This window comes from Pseudomonas sp. PDNC002 (assembly GCF_016919445.1).
In the GTDB taxonomy this organism is placed as follows: Bacteria; Pseudomonadota; Gammaproteobacteria; order Pseudomonadales; family Pseudomonadaceae; genus Pseudomonas.
Genome location: NZ_CP070356.1, coordinates 5,568,160 through 5,585,311 on the forward strand (window position 1 = coordinate 5,568,160; position 17,152 = coordinate 5,585,311).

The window sequence follows — 17,152 nt, forward strand, 5'->3', positions numbered from 1 at the left end:
CTCTGGAGGCAGCATGCTTCGCAAACTCTCCGCCGAAATGATCGGCACTTTCTGGTTGGTGTTCGGTGGCTGCGGCAGCGCGATTTTCGCCGCTCACGCCATCGGCGTGTTGGGCGTCGCCCTGGCCTTCGGCCTGACCGTCGTGACCATGGCCTATGCCATCGGGCCGATCTCCGGCTGTCACCTCAATCCCGCCGTCAGCCTTGGCCTGTGGGCCGGCGGTCGTCTCAATGGCCGGGACCTGCTTCCCTACATTGCCGCCCAGGTTCTCGGCGCCGTCCTGGCCGGCGCGGCCCTGTACTTCATCGCCAGCGGCAAGCCGGGCTTCGACGCCCTGAACGGCTTCGCCGCCAACGGTTTCGGCGAAGGCTCGCCCAGTGGCTACAGCATGATTTCCGCGATGGCCATCGAAGTGCTGCTGACCGCCTTCTTCCTCTTCGTGATCATGGGCGCCACCGATATCCGGGTGCCGAGCGGCTTCGCCCCGCTGGCCATCGGCCTGACCCTGACGCTGATCCACCTGATCAGCATCCCGATCGACAACACCTCGGTTAACCCCGCGCGCAGCCTGGGCGTGGCGATCTTCGCCGACCCGCTGTTCATGAAACAGCTGTGGCTATTCTGGGTCGGCCCGCTGGCCGGCGGTGTGATCGGTGCGCTGGCATACCGCCTGATACGCCCGGCCAAGATCTGAAGCACGCCGTCACGACAACGGGCGCCCTGGGGCGCCCGTTTTCGTTGGTGCTCGCTTCTACCGTCGACCGCGAGCGTGAGCGGGAGATTTCAGAAGTACTGGGTGAGGCTGAACTTGGCGTTGCGACCCTGGCTGTACACGCTGTCGCCGGCCAGCGCCGGGTGGTAGTCACGGTTGAACAGGTTGTCGACGGTGAAGTTCAGCTCGGTGTTCTCCAGGCCCAGGCGGCGCGGCTTCCAGCTGGCGAAGACGCGCTGGGTGTCGTAGCTGTCGTTGACCGTCTGGTCCCAGAAAATGTCGCCGACGCTGGTGCCCATGCCGCCCTTGTACTTGTCGCTGGGCAGGCGGTCGGTCTGGCGGACGAACTCGCCCTGCCAGCCGATCTGCGCATCCCACGCCGGGATCTTGGTGCCCAGGGTGGCGACCCACTTGGCCGGCGGCACGTCACGCGCCCACACGTTCGGGCCCCAGGGGTTGCTGTAGGCGCCGTCGTGCTTGCCGGTCACCCACGAATAGGACAGCCCGCCGAACAGCCAGGGGCTGTCGTAGAAGCTCTCGATCTCGAAGCCCTTGTAGGTCACGCCGGGCAGGTTGCGGTAGTTGGAGAGCGGCAGGTAGTCGCCGCAGCTGCCGGAAATGGTGCCGTTGTCGATGGCCTGCTGCTCGCAGCCGACGCTGCGGGTGCGGAAGATCTCGTCCTTGATCTTGTTCTGGAACAGCGTGGTGCGCACCTGCAGGTTGTCGCCGTTGATGAACAGGTCCGGTAGGTTGACCAGCGAGCCGAAGCGCAGCGCATGAATGCGCTCGGGGTCCAGGTCGCGGCTGGTGGCGCTCACCGTGCTGCTGTTCTGCACCTCGTACATCTCGTCGATCACCGGCGCGCGCCAGGTGCGGCTGTAGTCAGCGAAGAAGCCCAGGCGTTCGGTGGCGGTCCAGAACAGCGACAGCCGCGGCGACCAGCCGCTGTAGGTCTGCGAGCTGTAGTCGTGGCCTTGCGCGGCGTTGTTGTAGATCGGCGCGTCGTTGTCCTTGCCCTGGTTGCGCACATGGTCAAAGCGCAGCGACGGGGTGATGGTCACGCTGCCGAGGGTCAGCGCGTCCTGGATGTAGGCGCTGTTGGTGTTCTGCTTGCCGCTGGGCATGAAAGTCGGCTGGAAGTGGCCGTAGTTGTAGCGCGCCGTGTTGTAGGTGGAGCCGGGGATATACATGTCGGTGGTGCGCGTGTGGCGGTGGAACTGCGTGCCCACGGTGAACGCGTGCTGCACCGGACCGGTCGCGAACAGGCTGGTGTTGCGCAGCTCCAGCACCTTGTCCTTGTAGTCGGTGTCCATCTTGCGGCCACCCGTGGAGACCTGGAAGAAGGCGTCCGGGTTGCGCTCGTCGATCTGGTCGATGTGCGACTCGGAGTACTGGACCATCAGGTCGATCAGCGGGTTATCGATCGGGTGATATTCGTACTTGCCGGACCAGGTGGTGTCGGTGGTGTCGCGGTGCGCCAGCAGGCGCTTGAGCGCGGCCTCGTAGCCGTAGCGGTCGATGCTCGACTGGGTCGGTGGCGTCGGGTAGGAGGCCGAGGAAAACGGCGTCCAACGCGTGCTGTGGGAGCGGCTGTAGGCCAGGCTGATGTCGTTGTCGAGGTTGGGGTGCAGGTTCAGCTTGAACAGCCCGGCGTCCAGGTCCTGGGCGCTGTTGGGCAGACGGCTGGGGTTGATCGGGTAGTTGTTGTTCGGGTCGGGAATGTGCCCGGCGAGCTTGATGTCACGGCCATCGCGGGCGGTCAGATAGGCCAGCGCGTCGACCTTGCGATCCTCGGTGCGGCCGTAGACGGCGCCGCTGTAGATCTTCTGCTGGTCGTTGGAGTGGTAGCCGTACTTGAGCATGGCGCCGACGTTCTGGTCGTCGCGCAGCAGGTCCGGCGCGTCCTTGGTTTCCATGTGCACGGTGCCGCCGAAGCCGCCGTTGCCGTTGTAGACCGAGTGCGGGCCCTTCTCCACCTCGATGCGCTTGATCAGCTCCGGCTCGATGAACACGGTGCCCTGCTGGTAACGCTCGAAGCCGCTCTTGGGCGCGCCGTCGAGGGTGAAGGGCACGTCCTCGGCATCACCCAGGCCCCAGATGTTGACGGTCTGCCCGCCCGGTTTGGGCGAGCCGCCCATGGTCACGCCGGGCAGGGTTTCCAGCAGGCTGGGAATGTTGTCAGCCTGGATGCGCTCGATGTCCTTGCGGGTCAGGGTCGAACGGCCGACGGTGCTGGAGTCCACCGAGAGGCCGCTGCCGACGATGGTCTGCGAATCCAGCTCGATGGCATTTTCGCTGAACTTGTCGACCTTGCCCTGGCGGCGCACGACGAAGCCGTCACCGGCCTCCACCAGCTCCAGGGACGAGCCCTTGAGCAGGAGCTCCAGCGCTTCACGCATGCTGTAGCGGCCGTTGATCGCCGGCGCCTTCAGGCCGTCTAGTTGGCCGGCATCGTAGAGCACCTGTACGCCGGCCTGCTGCGACAGGCTGCCGATGGATTCGCTCAACCCCTGCGCTGGCAGGTCGACCTGCCAGTCGGCGGCGCGGCTGTACTCGGCCAGCATCAGGCTGCCGAGCAGGACGGCGCAGCCCAGCGGGCGTGCGAACGGGAAGTTGAAACGAGACTGCATGCAAGGCCCTCCCCAGGGACGAAAAGCGCTGCGTGTTTCGCAGCGAATGACGGGGAAGACCCTCATTCGAGAAAAACCCACACCTGCGAATAAAAATATTTCTCAAGAACTCGAAGACAGGTGGTTCTCCAGTTCGGAAAACGTGCCGAGGCATCCCCCTCACCCCAGCCCTCTCCCGGAGGGAGAGGGGGCAGGCCACGCCGGCTGACACCATGGTTTCCACCTGCACCGACCGGTCCCCTCTCCCTCCGGGAGAGGGGACGGGCAGTGCGGGCTGACGCCTTGGTTTCCACCTGCGCCGAACGGTCTCCTCTCCCTCCGGGAGAGGGGACGGGCCGTGCCGGCTGACGCCATGGTTTCCACCTGCGCCGAACGGTCTCCTCTCCCTCCGGGAGAGGGGTGGGCCGTGCCGGCTGACGCCATGGTTTCCACCTGCGCCGAACGGCCCCCTCTCCCTCCGGGAGAGGGGGAAAGCCGTGCCGGCTGACGCCATGGTTTCCACCTGCGCCGAACGGTCCCCTCTCCCTCTGGAAGAGGGGGCAAGCCGTGCCGGCTGACGCCATGGTTTCCACCTGCGCCGAACGGTCCCCTCTCCCTCCGGGAGAGGGGGGCAAGCCGTGCCGGCTGACGCCATGGTTTCCACCTGCGCCGAACGGCCCCCTCTCCCTCCGGGAGAGGGGCAAGCCACGCCGGCTGACACCATGGTTTCCACCTGCGCCGAACGGTCCCCTCTCCCTCCGGGAGAGGGTTAGGGTGAGGGGCTCTTGATCTTGTAGGAGCGCGCCATGCGCGCGATCGCGGGCATGGGCCAGGCTCCCCGCCTCTCCTACAGGGGGAAATCAGCGCGGCAGGATGACGGCGCTGCCATCGGCCTTGCGCTGCACACGCACGTCGAGCAGCACCGGCAAGGCGGCGAGAAAATCGTCCGGGCGGGACAGGCGCACGTTGCCGGAGATCGGTTTCTGCGCCAAGCGCTCATCGCCCAGGCGGATGGGCGCGGCGCGGTATTGCGACAGCTCGTCCACCAACGCCCCCAGCGGCTGGTTGCGGAAGGCGAGCATGCCGTCACGCCACGCGGCAATGGAGGCGACAGGCACGTGATCGACCTGCGCCTCCCCTGCCCCGGCCGCCAATTGCGCGCGGTCACCGGCGGTCAGCGTCTGCTCGCCTGGGGCGTTGAGCCTGGCCTGCAAAGCCACCTTCCCGTGGCGCACGGCGACAGTGAGTTCGCCGTCTCCACGGCGTACATCGAATCCCGTGCCCAGCACCCGCACACGGCTGTCCCCTGCCGCCACGCGGAACGGCCGGGCGCTGTCGTGGGTCACTTCAAAATAGGCTTCGCCGCGCACCAGTTGCACATCGCGGAAAGCGTCCGAGAACGCCACTCGCAGCGTCGAATCGCCGGCCAGGAAAACCCGCGTGCCGTCTGCCAGCGTCACCTCGCGCTGCTCCCCCGAGGCGGTGGACTGCACCTGTTGCGGGTCGGCCAGGCGACCGCCGCTGAAATCGTTGGCCAGAAGCAGTGCACCGAGGAACAGGCTGGCGGCGGCGAGCCCACGCCAGGGCAGCGAGGGCCGACGTCGCGGTGCGATGCTCGGCCGGCGGATATGGTCGAGATCGCTCCACAACTGCTCGATCTCGCGGTAGGCGCCTTCATGGGCCGGATCTTCCGCCAACCAGTCGGAGAAGGCCTGGCGCTCGCGGGCATCCCAGGCGCCTGCGCGCTGACGGCTGAACCACTTGGCGGCCAGTTCGTCGATCACCTGCTGGCGTTCCTCCTGCGGCGTCATGCTTCGCCCTCTCCCTGAACCTGACGCTTGCAATGCAGCAGCGCGCTGGCGACGTGCTTCTCCACCATGCTCAATGAAATCCCCATGCGCCTGGCCACCTCCGGCTGCGACAGGCCATCGAACTTGTGCAGGATGAAAGCCTCGCGGCGCCTTGGCGGCAGGCTGTCCAGCGCCTGGGAAAGCTGGCGAAGATAACGTTGTCGCTCGAACTGCACCACGGGTTCGCCCCCTTCGGCGGCCGGTTGCTGGTCACTGTCGACGGCCTCTTCCGGCTCGCTGGAAAAGCGCCGGGAGCGCTGCCAGTGGTCGCGCAGCAGGTTGCGCGCAACCTGAAAGAGAAACGCACGCGGCTGTTCCACTTCATGCCGCGAGGAGGACTTGAGCCACTGGGTGAAGGCGTCCTGGGCGAGGTCGGCGGCGTCCGCCGAACTGCCCAGCTGCTTGCGCAGGAAGCGCAGCAGCTCGCCATGGAAGGAGCGATAGGCCTGGGACACCGAACGGGAGAAACGCTCATCCATCGACGCACGCCTCCCGGCGTCGCCGCCCTGCCCCGCTGTTGCCCGCTACCACGCCGCCCCCGAACCGAGGCGCTGGGCCTCGACAACTATCGAATTGCACAAATGATAATACATATCATTTGCGAAAATGAAGCCGAACGCGAGCGCTGGATAGAAGAAGGCCGCCTCGCGGCGGCCTTCGGGGGATTCAGACGTTGGCGATGCGCGCCCTTCGTGCCCGGTAACTGCGCAGCAACGACGGCGCCAGCGCGGTAAGTGCCGAGCCGCTGACCACCAGGAATGCGCCGATATAGGCCAGGCCATTGAGGTCTTCGGGCAGGACGAACTCGGGCCAGATCGAGGCAGCCAACGCCACCGAGGCGAAGGTCACCAGCGGCGTGATCGCCAGGGTCGCGCTGACCCGCGAGGCTTCCCAGTGCGCCAGTGCCTCGGCAAAGGCGCCGTAGGCCACCAGAGTGTTCAGGCAGCAGGCTAGCAGCAGCCAGCCTTGCAGCGGCGAGAGGTCCAGCGCCTCCAGCGGATGCGCCCAGGGCGTCAGCAGCGCGCCGCAGCCCAGGTAGATCACCATCATCACCTGCACCGAGGTCCACTGGGTCAGCAGTTGCTTCTGTGCCAGGCCGTAGAAAGTCCAGATGAAGGCAGCGAAGACCACGATCAGCACGCCGGTGGTGTACTCGCCCAGCGAGCTGAACAGTTCGGCCAGGCGCTGATTGAAGAACAGACCGAAGCCGAAGATCAGCACCGCAAGGCCGAGAGCCTGGCCGATGCTGAAGCTCTCCTTGAAGACGAACAGGCTGCCCAGCAGGAGCAGGATCGGCGCGATCTGGATCACCAGCTGAGTGGTGCCCGGCGTGAGCATGCGCAGGCCGATCAGGTAGCACACGTAGTTGCCGGTCAGGCCGAGAATGGCCAGCAGCACCAATCCCTTGCCACGCGCGCCAAGTGGAGAGAAGCGCGGCAGTTGGCGGGTGAAGGCCAGGTAGATCAGCAGCAGACCACCGGACACCACCAGGCGAAACCAGGTGACGGTGATCGGGTCCATGACCTTCAGGACCTCCTTGAGCTTGATCGGCAGGATGCCCCAGAGGACGGCGGTGACCAGGGCCAGGAACAGGCCGAATTGCCAGCGGCCGGATGAAACGTGCATGGGAGCCTCGACGCGTGTGCGGTCCGCCATGCTAAGTCATGGCGGTATCGCCCCATAGGAACAGTTGCGTTGCGCAACTGTTCCGGTCGCCCGGCAATCTCCGCGGCAACGCCCTAGATCAGGGTGGACAGGCGCAGCAGCCACCAGATCAGGATGATCAACTGGACGAAAAATGCCGCGAAGCGAATCCATACGGCCAGCGCCGACGTGCTGATCAGGTGCACGACGGACTGAACGATGCGCGCCACCAGCAAGGTCGGCGCCAGCGGATCAGTGATCAGCACCTGGTCGGTGACCATGGCGTAGAGCAGCACCGCGCAGAACAGCGGCACGTTCTCCACGCAGTTGGCGTGAGCACGCACCAGACGCTGGCCGAAAGTGCCGGGGGTGTTGCTGCCGTCGGCGGCGAAGACGTTGACCTTCATGCGGCCGCTCATTACCAGCAGGCCACGCTGGTTGACCAGCAGCAGAACCAGCAGCTCGGTCCAGGCAACCAGGCCGAGCAACGCGAAGGCAGAGGGACTCAGGGACATGCGGGACTCCTTTCTCTTGTTGGTTTGAGCGGGAGTCTAGGGGAAGTAGAGCAATTGCTCTAGTCTGCACATAGGTGGGGCATTGGTAGAAGCAACTGTCTTCCTCTGAAAGTTCGTGCTTGGGATTTCCCTCTCCCTAACCCTCTCCCTGAAGGGAGAGGGGACTGTCCCGAGAGCGCTGCTCACTCGGCGCTTACCGGTTGATTCCGGTATTCGCATACACACCGAACAGCCCCCTCTCCCTCCGGGAGAGGGCTGGGGTGAGGGCAAACCACCGCACAGGGTTTTCCATGCAGAAGCACCGCGCGCCACCGAAAAAGAAAACGGGCAGCCCGCTTCCGGGCTGCCCGTTGTATTCCAGCGCCGCATTCAGAGCTTGGCGATGGACACCTCGGTGGATTTCACGAAGGCGATCACTTCGCTGCCGATGGCCAGTTCCAGTTCTTTCACGGAACGGGTGGTGATCACCGAAGTGACTATGCCGGCGGCGGTCTGCACGTCGATTTCCGACAGTACATCGCCTTCGACGATTTCCTTGATGGTGCCTTTGAACTGGTTGCGGACGTTGATGGCTTTGATGGTCATGGCGTTTCTCCTTGGGGAATGGCGTTACACGTGTGAACGTTGGATCAGAGTGCCCAGCGCAGTTGCGTGGGCAGTGGGGATACGGGTTCCGGCTCGGGCGGCTGCGCCGGCAGCGACAGCACGCGTTCGAGCACTTCGGCTTCCAGCGCGGCCAGGCGTGCCGAACCACGGGCACGCGGACGGTGCAGCTCGACATTGAGGTCCAGGCCGATCTCGCCGTCCTCGATGAGGATCACTCGGTCGGCGATGGCCACGGCCTCGGCGACGTCATGGGTGACCAGCAGCACGGTGAAGCCATGCTGCTGCCAGAGGCCCTCGATCAGTTGCTGCATCTCGATGCGGGTCAGCGCATCCAGCGCGCCCAGCGGCTCGTCGAGCAGCAGCAGGCGCGGCTGGTGGATCAGGGCGCGGGCCAGGGCCACGCGCTGCTTCTGGCCACCGGACAGGCTGGCCGGCCACTCGTTGGCGCGGTCGGAAAGGCCCACGGCTTCCAGCGCTTCCAGCGCCTTGCCGCGCCAGTCGCCTTTCAGGCCGAGGCCGACGTTGTCGATCACCCGCTTCCAGGGCAGCAGGCGCGAGTCCTGGAACATCAGGCGGGTTTCTTCGCGGGCGCTTTCCAGCGGCGCGGAGCCGGCCAGCAGTTGGCCGTCGCTGGCTTCATCCAGCCCGGCCAGCAGGCGCAGCAAGGTGCTCTTGCCGCAGCCGCTGCGGCCGACGATGGCGACGAACTGGCCGGCGGGAATCCGCAGGTCGATGCCCTTGAGCACTTCTCGCTCGCCGAAGCGCTTGCGCACGTTTTCCAGCGCCAGCGGGATGCCTTTCTTGAGTTGTTGCGGCAGTTGATTGACTGCGTTCATGCCGCACCTCCTTTCACCTGATATGCCGGGTGCCAGCGCAGCCAGACGCGTTCCAGGCCACGGGCAGCGAGGTCCGCCAGCTTGCCGAGCACGGCGTAGAGCAGGATGGCCAGCACCACTACGTCGGTCTGCAGGAACTCGCGGGCGTTCATCGCCAGGTAGCCGATGCCGGAGTTGGCGGAAATGGTCTCGGCGACGATCAGGGTCAGCCACATGAAGCCCAGGGCGAAGCGCACGCCGACCAGGATCGAGGGCAGCGCGCCGGGCAGGATCACCTGGCGGAACAGCGCGAAGCCGGACAGCCCATAGCTGCGCGACATTTCCAGCAGGCCCGGGTCGATGTTGCGGATACCGTGGTAGGTGTTGAGGTAGATCGGGAACAGCGTGCCGAGGGCGACCAGGAAGATCTTCGCCGACTCGTCGATGCCGAACCACAGGATCACCAGCGGGATCAGCGCCAGGTGCGGTACGTTGCGGATCATCTGTACCGAGCTGTCGAGGAAACGCTCGCCCCACTTCGACAGGCCGGTGATCAGCCCCAGCACCAGGCCGATGCTGCCGCCGATGACGAAGCCGACGGCGGCACGCCAGGTGCTGATCGCCAGGTGTTGCCACAGCTCGCCGCTGACCACCAGATGGTAGCCGGCTTCGGCCACCGCGCTGGGTGCCGGCAGGATGCGGCTGGACAGCCAGCCTAATTCCACTGCCAGTTGCCAGATCACCACCAGGCCCACCGGCAGGGCCCAGGGCGCGAGGCGCTGGGCAAGGTTATTGGAAACGCTCATCTCTTCTCTCCGGATTCTTCGGTCGCTACGTAGGGCGCATAACGCGCCAGCGTTATCCGCCGCGGCGGATGAAGCGTTCCGCTTCATTCGCCCTACGGGTGTCAGCTCGCCGATGCCGCCTTGGGCAGGATGTCGTTGGCGACCATCTCGCCGAACGGGCTGACGTAGCCGCGCTCCTGCGGTTGCTGCGGCCGGGCGAGGTCCAGGTGCGGGAAGAGCAATTCGGCGACCCGGTACGACTCTTCCAGGTGCGGGTAGCCGGAGAAGATGAAGGTGTCGATCCCCAGGTCTGCATATTCCTTCACGCGGGCCGCCACGGTCGGGCCATCGCCCACCAGCGCGGTGCCAGCGCCACCGCGGACCAAGCCGACGCCGGCCCAGAGGTTGGGGCTGACTTCCAGCTTGTCCTTGTTGCCGCCGTGCAGGGCGGCCATGCGCTGCTGGCCGACGGAGTCGAAGCGCGCCAGGGAGGCCTGGGCACGGTCGATGGTGTCCTGGTCCAGGTGGGAGATCAGGCGGTCGGCGGCCTGCCAGGCTTCGTCGTTGGTCTCGCGGACGATCACGTGCAGGCGGATGCCGAAGCGCACGCTGCGGCCCTGCTTGGCGGCCTTCTCGCGGACCTGGGCGATCTTCTCGGCAACGGCGGCCGGCGGCTCGCCCCAGGTCAGGTACAGCTCGACCTGCTCGGCGGCTAGGTCCTGCGCTGCATCGGAAGAGCCACCGAAATACAGCGGCGGACGCGGTTGCTGGATCGGCGGGTAGAGCAGCTTGGCGCCCTTCACTTGCAGATGCTTGCCGTCGTAGTCGACGGTCTCACCTTCCAGCACGCGGCGCCAGATGCGGGTGAATTCGACCGAGGCTTCGTAGCGCTCGGCGTGGCTCAGGTGCAGGCCGTCGCCGGCCAGTTCGTCCGGGTCACCGCCGGTCACCAGGTTGAACAGCGCGCGCCCACCGGAGAGCCGGTCGAGGGTTGCGGCCTGGCGGGCGGCCACGGTCGGGGAAATGATGCCCGGACGCAGGGCGACCAGGAACTTCAGACGCTGGGTCACCGGGATCAGCGAGGCGGCGACCAGCCAGGAGTCCTCGCAGGAGCGGCCGGTGGGGATCAGCACGCCGCCGAAACCGAGGCGGTCGGCGGCCTGGGCGACCTGTTGCAGATAACCGTGGTCCACGGCACGGGCGCCTTCGGCGGTGCCCAGGTAGTGGCCGTCGCCGTGGGTCGGCAGGAACCAGAAGATGTTGAGACTCATCGCTGTAACTCCAGATAAGCGCGCCGGCGTGGCGTAGCCGCGCGATGATGGGTTGGGTGTGCGTCGTGCTTTTGGCTCTTCAGGTAGATCTTTCGCACCGTCGAGCCCCTCTCCCCGGCCCTCTCCCTGAAGGGAGAGGGAGCAGTCCGTGCCGGCTGACATATCAGTTTCAGCCGGTGCCGATCCTGTCCCCTCTCCCTTCGGAGCGGGGCGCGTAGCCAGGGTTAGGGAGAGGGTCGTATCAGGTGAATCAGTTGCTGGCAGCGGCCACCTTGGCCGGCGCCGTCCACACCACGTCCTTGATGCTCAGCTTCTTGGGGATCAGCTTCAGGTCGGTGAAGGTGTCGGCGATCTTCTGCTGTGCGGCGGTAACGTCCGGGGTGATCGGCTGGGCGCCGTAACCCTGGCGTTTCACCGCGGTGAAAGTGATGTCCGCCGGCAGGCCGAGCAGCGGCGCAACCTGGTCGGTCACCTGCTGCGGGTTCTGCTGCGACCACTCGCCCACCGAGCGCACTTCGTCGATCAGGGTGGTGATCACCTGCGGGTGGTTGTTCGCATAGGGACGGGTGGCAAGGTAGAACTGGTGGTTATCCACAAGGCCGGTGCCATCCACCAGGGTGCGGGCGGAGAGCTGTTTCTCGGCGGCGGCCTGGTACGGGTCCCAGATCACCCAGGCATCGACGCTGCCACGCTCGAAGGCGGCGCGGGCGTCGGCCGGCGGCAGGTAGACGGGCTGGATATCGGTGTATTTCAGGCCGGCTTTTTCCAGAGCGCGCACCAGCAGGTAGTGCACGTTGGAGCCTTTGTTCAGGGCGACTTTCTTGCCCTTCAGCTCGGCGACGGATTTGATCGGCGAGTCCTTGGGCAGCAGGATCGCTTCGCTGGTCGGCGCCGGCGGTTCGTGGGCGACGTAGACCAGATCGGCGCCAGCGGCCTGGGCGAATACCGGAGGGGTTTCGCCGGTGACGCCGAAGTCGATGCTGCCGACGTTCAGGCCTTCGAGCAGCTGCGGGCCGCCGGGGAATTCGGTCCATTGCACCTTCACGCCCTGCTCTGCCAGGCGCTTCTCCAGCGTGCCACGGGCCTTGAGCAGCACCAGGGTGCCGTATTTCTGATAACCGATACGCAGGGTGCCGGGTTGTTCGTCCGCCTGGACGTTGTAGGACAGGGCCGCAATCAGCAGGGCCGCCAGTCCACTACGCAAAGTGAGAGTCCGCATGGGAGTGATCCTTCGTCGAGTGTGATTGCCGGACCTGCGGTCCCGTTGACGGGACGGTGAGGGCCTTTTCTTGTTTGACGCAGTAGGAGCCTGCCGGGTTGGGGCTTGGCGTTCACTGCGTGGAGTTGTCTGTCAGATGCTCCAGCGGGCGTTGATCAGCCGTTCGTTGAGCAGGTTCGGGTCGATGGGTTTCGGTCGGCGCGCCAGGGCGCCGTGGAACTGTTCCAGGGATTCCAGCAGTCGATGTTCGAGGGTGGATTCCAGACGCGCCGGGGTATTGCCCTCGGGGTATTGCACCTGGCTCTCCTCGGCGAACACGCCGTGCAGGGTTTCCTGGGCCTTCAACGCGGCGAGGACCGGCTTGAGCGCGTAGTCCACCGCCAGCATGTGGGCGTTGCTGCCGCCAGTAGCCAGGGGGAGCACCACCTTGTGCGCCAGCGCCCGTTCCGGCAGCAGGTCGAGGATGACCTTCAGCGCACCGGCGATGGACGCCTTGTACACCGGGGTGGAAATCACCAGGCCGTCGGCGCGCAGGATCTGCTCGATCAGCTCGACCACCCGCGGGCTGTCGAAGCGTGCATGCAGCAGGTCTTCCGCCGGAAAGTCGTGCACGGAGTAGGAGCGCACCTCGGCGCCGTGGGCGTGCAGCCAGTTCCGCGCGATGTCCAGGAGGACGCCGGAGCGGGAACGCTGGCTGGGGCTGCCGGCAAGGGTGACTACATACATCTGCACATTTCCTTATAACGATCAGGACGATACAAATGCCGCCCTGCTAACCAATGTGCATAGACCTTAACAGGCAACCTCATATTCCAATAAATGTTATTTTTTCATTTGGTTATGCATTTTCGTTTTAAAAGTACGTCCAACTGTCTCCTCCTGGCTAATTCTGCGCCTGCATTTCCCCCTCACCCCAACCCTCTCCCTAAGGGAGAGGGAGCAGGCCGTGCCGGCTGATGCTGTGGTTTCATCCTGCACCGAACGGTCCCCTCTCCCACTGGGAGAGGGCTAGGGTGAGGGCCGATCCGAGCACAGCAGCATTCTGTAGGGGCGGAACGTCAGATGACGTGAGACTGGTGCAGCTCGGTCAGCGCTTCGCCGCGCAGGAAGGCGAGTTCCACGGCGCGACGATCGCGCGGACGCGGCAGCGGCACAGGGAATTCGCGGCGCAGGCGGCTGGGCGTGCCGCCCAGCAGGAGGACGCGGTCGCTGAGGTAGAAGGCTTCGTCGAGGTCGTGGGTGACCAGCAGGATGCTGATGTCGTACTCCAGCGCCAGTTGCTGGATCAGGTCCTGCAGGCGGATGCGGGTGAAGGCGTCCACCGCGCTGAAGGGTTCGTCCAGCAGCAACACCTGCGGACGACCGTAGAGGCCACGGGCGATGGCCGCGCGCTGAGCCATGCCGCCGGAGAGCTGCTTGGGCAGCAGGTCGCCCTTGCCTTCCAGGCCCACGTCGCGCAGCAGGTGCGCGATACGGTTGTCGTCGGCCAGCCAGCCGTCGGCGAAGCCGATGTTTTGCGCCACGGTGAGCCAGGGCAGCAGGCGCGGCTCCTGGAACACCACACCGATGCCACCAACGCCACGGCCTGTGTCACCGCCAGGGCCGAAGCCCAGCAGCGGGTTGCGCTCCAGCGAGCCGGCGAACTCGTCGTCCAGTCCGGCGGCGATGCGCAGCAGGGTACTTTTTCCACAGCCGCTCGGGCCGAGCAGGCTGACCACTTCGCCCGGCGCCAGGCTCAGGCTGACGTCGTCCAGCACCCGCACGCCGGAGAAGCTCTTGCGGATATCACGCAGTTCCAGCAAGGCGCTCATCAGCTCTCTCCGTTGCCAAGGAAAGTATCGCGCCAGGCCAGCGCACGCTGCTCCAGCGCCTTGAGCAGGCTGTCGCTGAGCTTGCCGAGTACCGCCAGCACCAGGATGGCGGCGATGACGATGTCCGGCCGCGAGGTTTCCCGGCCGTCGCTGAGCAGATAGCCCAGGCCACGGGTGGCAGCGATCAGCTCGGCGGCGACGAGGAACATCCAGCTCAGGCTCAGCGCGCCGCGCAGGCCGGTGAACAGGCTCGGCAGCGCCGCCGGCAGCAGAATCCGCCGCACCAGGGCAAACGGCGACAGGTGATACAAGCGGCCCAGTTCGACCCACTTGCGGTCGACGTTACGCACGCCGGCTACCAACGAGAGATACACGGGGAAGAACGCGCCGAGGGCGATCAGCACGATCTTCGGGGTTTCGTCGATGCCCAGCCAGAGCAGCAGGAGCGGCACCCAGGCGAGGCTGGGAATGGCCCGCAGCGCCTGGAAAGTCGGCTCGAGATAAGCCTCGGCACGCTGGCTGAGGCCGACCCAGGTGCCGATCAGGATGGCCAGCGCAGCGCCAATGGCAAAGCCGGCAGCCACCCGCGCCAGGCTGGCCGCCATGTGTTTCCAGAGTTCTCCCTGGGCCAGTTGCCAGAGCGTCAGCGCCACACTGCTGGGCGCCGGCATCTGGTGCTCGGGCAACCAGCCGACGCGCACGACCAGCTCCAGCACCGCGCACAGCAGCAGCGGCAGCAGCCAGGCGCGCCAGCTCAGTCGCGGCCAACGCAGCTTTGGCAGGCGGCGCTGGCGAGCGAGGCGCAGGCTCTGGGTCGACATGGATTATTGCCCCGCCTTGGCGACGGCGGGTTTGCCGATCACTTCACCAGCCAGTTGCGGAGCGATCAGTTGATCGACCACGGCGGTCACGTCAGTGCCCGGACGTACCAGTTGCTCATCCAGCAGGATCGGCGCGGCAGCCTTCAGCGCGGCGACCTGCTCGGCGCCCGGCAGCGGCTTGCTGAAGTCGGTGCGCGAGAGTTGCAGCTTGGCCACTTCCAGCGGCAGCTTGGCTTCCTCGGCCAGCAGCTTCGCCGTCTCCTCCGGATGCGCAACGGCCCACTGGCGCGCCTCTTCATAGGCGGCGATGACCTGCTTGATCAGCTCCGGCTGTTCCTGCTCGAACTTCTCGGTGACGCTGAGCACGCCGTAGCTGTTGAAGTCGACATTGCGGTACAGCAGCCGCGAGCCGGCCTGCAGTTCGCTGGCGGCCATGTGCGGGTCCAGCCCCGCCCAGGCATCCACCCTGCCCCGCTCCAGCGCGGCGCGGCCGTCCGGGTGCTGCAGGTGGACGATCTCCACGTCGTTCTTGTCCAGCCCAGCCTTTTGCAGGCTGCGCAGGAGGAACAGGTAGGGATCGGTGCCCTTGGTGGCGGCGATCTTCTTGCCCTTGAGATCCGCTACGGATTTCAGCGGCGAATCCTTGGGTACTACCAGTGCGGTCCACTCCGGACGGCTGGCGATGTAGACGGTCTTCAGCGGGGCGCCGTTGGCGCGGCTGAGCACGGCTGCGAGCCCTGCGGTGGAGGCGAAGTCGGTACTGCCGGCGTTGAGGTATTCCAGGGAACGGTTGCTGCCCTGGCTGAACACCCAGCGCACTTCGGTGCCCTGCGGCTTGAGGGACTTCTCCAGCCAGCCGAAGTGTTTGAGCACCAGGCTGGTGGGCGCGTAGTAGGCGTAGTCCAGGCGCACCTCCTTCGGTGCGTCGGCGGCTTGGGCGGGGCTGTTGTAGGCGCCGATCGGCAGGCTCGCGAGAAGAGCGACGGCCAGGCTGCGGCGCCAGGTGGAATGACCCATGGTCGTTCTCCTTGGCGTGGGCTGGTGTCTTCTTCCCGTCTGGCGGGCAAGTCAGATCGTTGGAGGTGGAGCGAATAAAAAAGCGCGGCGTGGTCCGCGCATGAAGAATAAAAAAGGGGCCGGCGTACCGGCCCGATTGACCGCTCGAGGTTGAGAAGCAGTAGCCCGAAGCGCGCGAACTAGAGCCCGGCAAGGCGCCAACGGCAGTGAGAGCGGAGTGTGCTAGTGCACATGAGCATCTCGCTGCCGCTGGCAACGCGGGCTGGCCGACGCGCAGCCGCTTCGGATCACTTGTTCGGTTGCGGCGTCAGGCGCAGGTAGGGTTTGATCGCACGATAGCCTTTGGGGAAACGCTGCTTGATCTCGTCCTCGTCCTTGAGCGAGGGCACGATCACCACGTCGTCGCCGTCCTGCCAGTTGCCCGGCGTGGCGACCTTGTGGTTGTCGGTGAGCTGCAGCGAATCGATGACGCGCAGGATTTCGTTGAAGTTGCGCCCGGTGCTCGCCGGGTAGGTGATGGTCAGGCGCACCTTCTTGTTCGGATCGATGACGAACAGCGAGCGCACCGTCAGGGTGTCGTTGGCGTTCGGGTGGATCAGGTCATACAGCTCGGACACCTTGCGGTCGGCGTCGGCGATGATCGGGAAGTTGACCACGGTGTTCTGGGTCTCATTGATGTCCTCGATCCACTTCACGTGGGAGTCCACCGGGTCGACGGACAGGGCGATCACCTTGACGCCCTTGGCGGCGAACTGGTCCTTGAGCTTGGCGGTCAGGCCCAGCTCGGTGGTGCATACCGGGGTGAAGTCGGCCGGGTGGGAAAACAGAATGCCCCAGCTGTTGCCCAGCCATTCGTGGAAACGGATGCGGCCTTCGCTGGATTCCTGTTCGAAGTCGGGGGCGATGTCGCCAAGTCGCAAGCTCATGGGTCTCTCCTTGTTCGTGTTGGTAGCCACTATGCACAAGGTCGGATCGCATTAAAAAGAATATATTTTGATTTTCTTATAACCAAAACCAGCTATTCCTGCCGACCGTGTTCCGGCTGTGCGGCGCGCCGGACACTGAGCATAGTCAAGGGAGTGTGAAGGCTGGATGGCCAAGTGTTTCAACGCTGAAACGAAACCCGACCGTTCGTCGCCATCCCCCTGCGGCCCAGGCACGGCGGGGCTTTGCGACATACACTCGATGTAATTAATCCTTTAGCTTCGGGAGGTCAGTTCATGTTGGGGCAACGCGTCGGCGATAATCAGGCGGCCACCCATTACCGCAGCGACCGAATCAGTTCGGTCAATGGCCAGTACTTCTTCTCCACTCGCGAGGGGACTCTGGAAGGCCCCTACTTCACCCGCTTCGATGCCGAGCGCGAGGTCATGCAATACATCACCCGGATGCAGCAGGCGGCGGGGTTGATGGCGCGGGTAGCGCACTGATCCTGAGCGGACGAAACATGAAAACCCCGGCTGGCGCCGGGGTTTTC

Annotated in this window: 17 protein-coding genes; 2 read left to right on the top strand and 15 right to left on the bottom strand. The window is 65.4% G+C overall.

The features are described from left to right. Nucleotides 1–13: 13 nt before the first annotated feature. On the top strand, nt 14–694 hold the full coding sequence (gene aqpZ, locus JVX91_RS25080) for an aquaporin Z (RefSeq protein WP_205336768.1): 681 nt from the start codon (nt 14–16) through the stop codon (nt 692–694). Nucleotides 695–783: 89 nt separating this feature from the next. Here aqpZ and JVX91_RS25085 read toward each other — a convergent pair whose 3' ends face one another. The 15 genes from JVX91_RS25085 to JVX91_RS25155 all read right to left on the bottom strand — a co-directional run bounded on the left by JVX91_RS25085 (nt 784) and on the right by JVX91_RS25155 (nt 16,601). After that, nucleotides 784–3,276: a TonB-dependent receptor gene (locus JVX91_RS25085; protein WP_275892392.1), complete on the bottom strand. Its 2,493-nt coding sequence runs from the start codon at nt 3,274–3,276 to the stop codon at nt 784–786. Between the two features lie 905 nt (nt 3,277–4,181). Further along, a complete protein-coding gene (locus tag JVX91_RS25090; protein WP_205336770.1) occupies nt 4,182–5,132 on the bottom strand; it encodes a FecR family protein in 951 nt (316 codons plus the stop codon). Then, a complete protein-coding gene (locus JVX91_RS25095) occupies nt 5,129–5,650 on the bottom strand; it encodes a sigma-70 family RNA polymerase sigma factor (RefSeq protein WP_205336771.1) in 522 nt (173 codons plus the stop codon). Before JVX91_RS25095 ends, JVX91_RS25090 begins: the two co-directional genes overlap by 4 nt. Before the next feature lie 187 nt (nt 5,651–5,837). Continuing rightward, nucleotides 5,838–6,797, bottom strand: coding sequence for a DMT family transporter (locus tag JVX91_RS25100; RefSeq protein WP_205336772.1), 960 nt, complete (start codon nt 6,795–6,797; stop codon nt 5,838–5,840). Between the two features lie 113 nt (nt 6,798–6,910). Further along, on the bottom strand, nt 6,911–7,330 hold the full coding sequence (locus JVX91_RS25105) for an MAPEG family protein (RefSeq protein ID WP_205336773.1): 420 nt from the start codon (nt 7,328–7,330) through the stop codon (nt 6,911–6,913). A gap of 369 nt (nt 7,331–7,699) precedes the next feature. Beyond that, on the bottom strand, nt 7,700–7,915 hold the full coding sequence (locus tag JVX91_RS25110; protein ID WP_017517652.1) for a TOBE domain-containing protein: 216 nt from the start codon (nt 7,913–7,915) through the stop codon (nt 7,700–7,702). 44 nt (nt 7,916–7,959) lie between these two features. Next, nucleotides 7,960–8,772, bottom strand: coding sequence for an aliphatic sulfonates ABC transporter ATP-binding protein (ssuB, locus tag JVX91_RS25115; RefSeq protein WP_054908222.1), 813 nt, complete (start codon nt 8,770–8,772; stop codon nt 7,960–7,962). Continuing rightward, nucleotides 8,769–9,557: an aliphatic sulfonate ABC transporter permease SsuC gene (ssuC, locus tag JVX91_RS25120; protein WP_205336774.1), complete on the bottom strand. Its 789-nt coding sequence runs from the start codon at nt 9,555–9,557 to the stop codon at nt 8,769–8,771. The genes ssuB and ssuC overlap by 4 nt, the downstream gene beginning before the upstream one ends. 101 nt (nt 9,558–9,658) lie before the next feature. Beyond that, complete coding sequence (gene ssuD / locus JVX91_RS25125) at nt 9,659–10,807, bottom strand: FMNH2-dependent alkanesulfonate monooxygenase (RefSeq protein ID WP_054908220.1); 1,149 nt, start codon at nt 10,805–10,807, stop codon at nt 9,659–9,661. 250 nt (nt 10,808–11,057) lie between these two features. Beyond that, a complete protein-coding gene (locus JVX91_RS25130) occupies nt 11,058–12,026 on the bottom strand; it encodes a sulfonate ABC transporter substrate-binding protein (RefSeq protein ID WP_205336775.1) in 969 nt (322 codons plus the stop codon). Nucleotides 12,027–12,158: 132 nt separating this feature from the next. After that, the gene (gene ssuE / locus JVX91_RS25135; RefSeq protein WP_205336776.1) at nt 12,159–12,752 is read right to left on the bottom strand and encodes an NADPH-dependent FMN reductase; all 594 of its coding nucleotides are present in this window, start codon (nt 12,750–12,752) and stop codon (nt 12,159–12,161) included. Between the two features lie 332 nt (nt 12,753–13,084). Next, entirely contained in the window at nt 13,085–13,837 is a 753-nt protein-coding gene (locus tag JVX91_RS25140; protein WP_205336777.1) for an ABC transporter ATP-binding protein, read from the bottom strand. Further along, nucleotides 13,837–14,658 carry an ABC transporter permease gene (locus JVX91_RS25145; RefSeq protein WP_205336778.1) on the bottom strand — a complete coding sequence of 274 codons (822 nt, stop codon included), beginning with the start codon at nt 14,656–14,658 and terminating at the stop codon, nt 13,837–13,839. Before JVX91_RS25145 ends, JVX91_RS25140 begins: the two co-directional genes overlap by 1 nt. Nucleotides 14,659–14,661: 3 nt before the next feature. Next, nucleotides 14,662–15,675: an aliphatic sulfonate ABC transporter substrate-binding protein gene (locus tag JVX91_RS25150; protein WP_205336779.1), complete on the bottom strand. Its 1,014-nt coding sequence runs from the start codon at nt 15,673–15,675 to the stop codon at nt 14,662–14,664. Nucleotides 15,676–15,962: 287 nt separating this feature from the next. Next, nucleotides 15,963–16,601 (bottom strand): peroxiredoxin, encoded by a 639-nt coding sequence (locus tag JVX91_RS25155; protein WP_205336780.1) that lies wholly within the window; start codon nt 16,599–16,601, stop codon nt 15,963–15,965. A 294-nt stretch (nt 16,602–16,895) separates the two neighbouring features. On the opposite strand from JVX91_RS25155, the gene JVX91_RS25160 reads away from it, so the two are divergent. Then, nucleotides 16,896–17,105 carry a DUF6316 family protein gene (locus tag JVX91_RS25160; protein WP_205336781.1) on the top strand — a complete coding sequence of 70 codons (210 nt, stop codon included), beginning with the start codon at nt 16,896–16,898 and terminating at the stop codon, nt 17,103–17,105. Nucleotides 17,106–17,152 lie beyond the last annotated feature (47 nt).

Coding starts and splice junctions, on each gene's coding strand:
- ssuE (WP_205336776.1), bottom strand. CDS start 12,752: ATGTATGTAGTCACCCTTGCCGGCAGCCCCAGCCAGCGTTCCCGCTCC.
- JVX91_RS25145 (WP_205336778.1), bottom strand. CDS start 14,658: ATGTCGACCCAGAGCCTGCGCCTCGCTCGCCAGCGCCGCCTGCCAAAG.
- aqpZ (WP_205336768.1), top strand. CDS start 14: ATGCTTCGCAAACTCTCCGCCGAAATGATCGGCACTTTCTGGTTGGTG.
- JVX91_RS25110 (WP_017517652.1), bottom strand. CDS start 7,915: ATGACCATCAAAGCCATCAACGTCCGCAACCAGTTCAAAGGCACCATC.
- JVX91_RS25090 (WP_205336770.1), bottom strand. CDS start 5,132: ATGACGCCGCAGGAGGAACGCCAGCAGGTGATCGACGAACTGGCCGCC.
- JVX91_RS25150 (WP_205336779.1), bottom strand. CDS start 15,675: ATGGGTCATTCCACCTGGCGCCGCAGCCTGGCCGTCGCTCTTCTCGCG.
- JVX91_RS25100 (WP_205336772.1), bottom strand. CDS start 6,797: ATGCACGTTTCATCCGGCCGCTGGCAATTCGGCCTGTTCCTGGCCCTG.
- ssuD (WP_054908220.1), bottom strand. CDS start 10,807: ATGAGTCTCAACATCTTCTGGTTCCTGCCGACCCACGGCGACGGCCAC.
- JVX91_RS25085 (WP_275892392.1), bottom strand. CDS start 3,276: ATGCTGGCCGAGTACAGCCGCGCCGCCGACTGGCAGGTCGACCTGCCA.
- JVX91_RS25105 (WP_205336773.1), bottom strand. CDS start 7,330: ATGTCCCTGAGTCCCTCTGCCTTCGCGTTGCTCGGCCTGGTTGCCTGG.
- JVX91_RS25160 (WP_205336781.1), top strand. CDS start 16,896: ATGTTGGGGCAACGCGTCGGCGATAATCAGGCGGCCACCCATTACCGC.
- JVX91_RS25155 (WP_205336780.1), bottom strand. CDS start 16,601: ATGAGCTTGCGACTTGGCGACATCGCCCCCGACTTCGAACAGGAATCC.
- ssuB (WP_054908222.1), bottom strand. CDS start 8,772: ATGAACGCAGTCAATCAACTGCCGCAACAACTCAAGAAAGGCATCCCG.
- JVX91_RS25130 (WP_205336775.1), bottom strand. CDS start 12,026: ATGCGGACTCTCACTTTGCGTAGTGGACTGGCGGCCCTGCTGATTGCG.
- JVX91_RS25140 (WP_205336777.1), bottom strand. CDS start 13,837: ATGAGCGCCTTGCTGGAACTGCGTGATATCCGCAAGAGCTTCTCCGGC.
- JVX91_RS25095 (WP_205336771.1), bottom strand. CDS start 5,650: ATGGATGAGCGTTTCTCCCGTTCGGTGTCCCAGGCCTATCGCTCCTTC.
- ssuC (WP_205336774.1), bottom strand. CDS start 9,557: ATGAGCGTTTCCAATAACCTTGCCCAGCGCCTCGCGCCCTGGGCCCTG.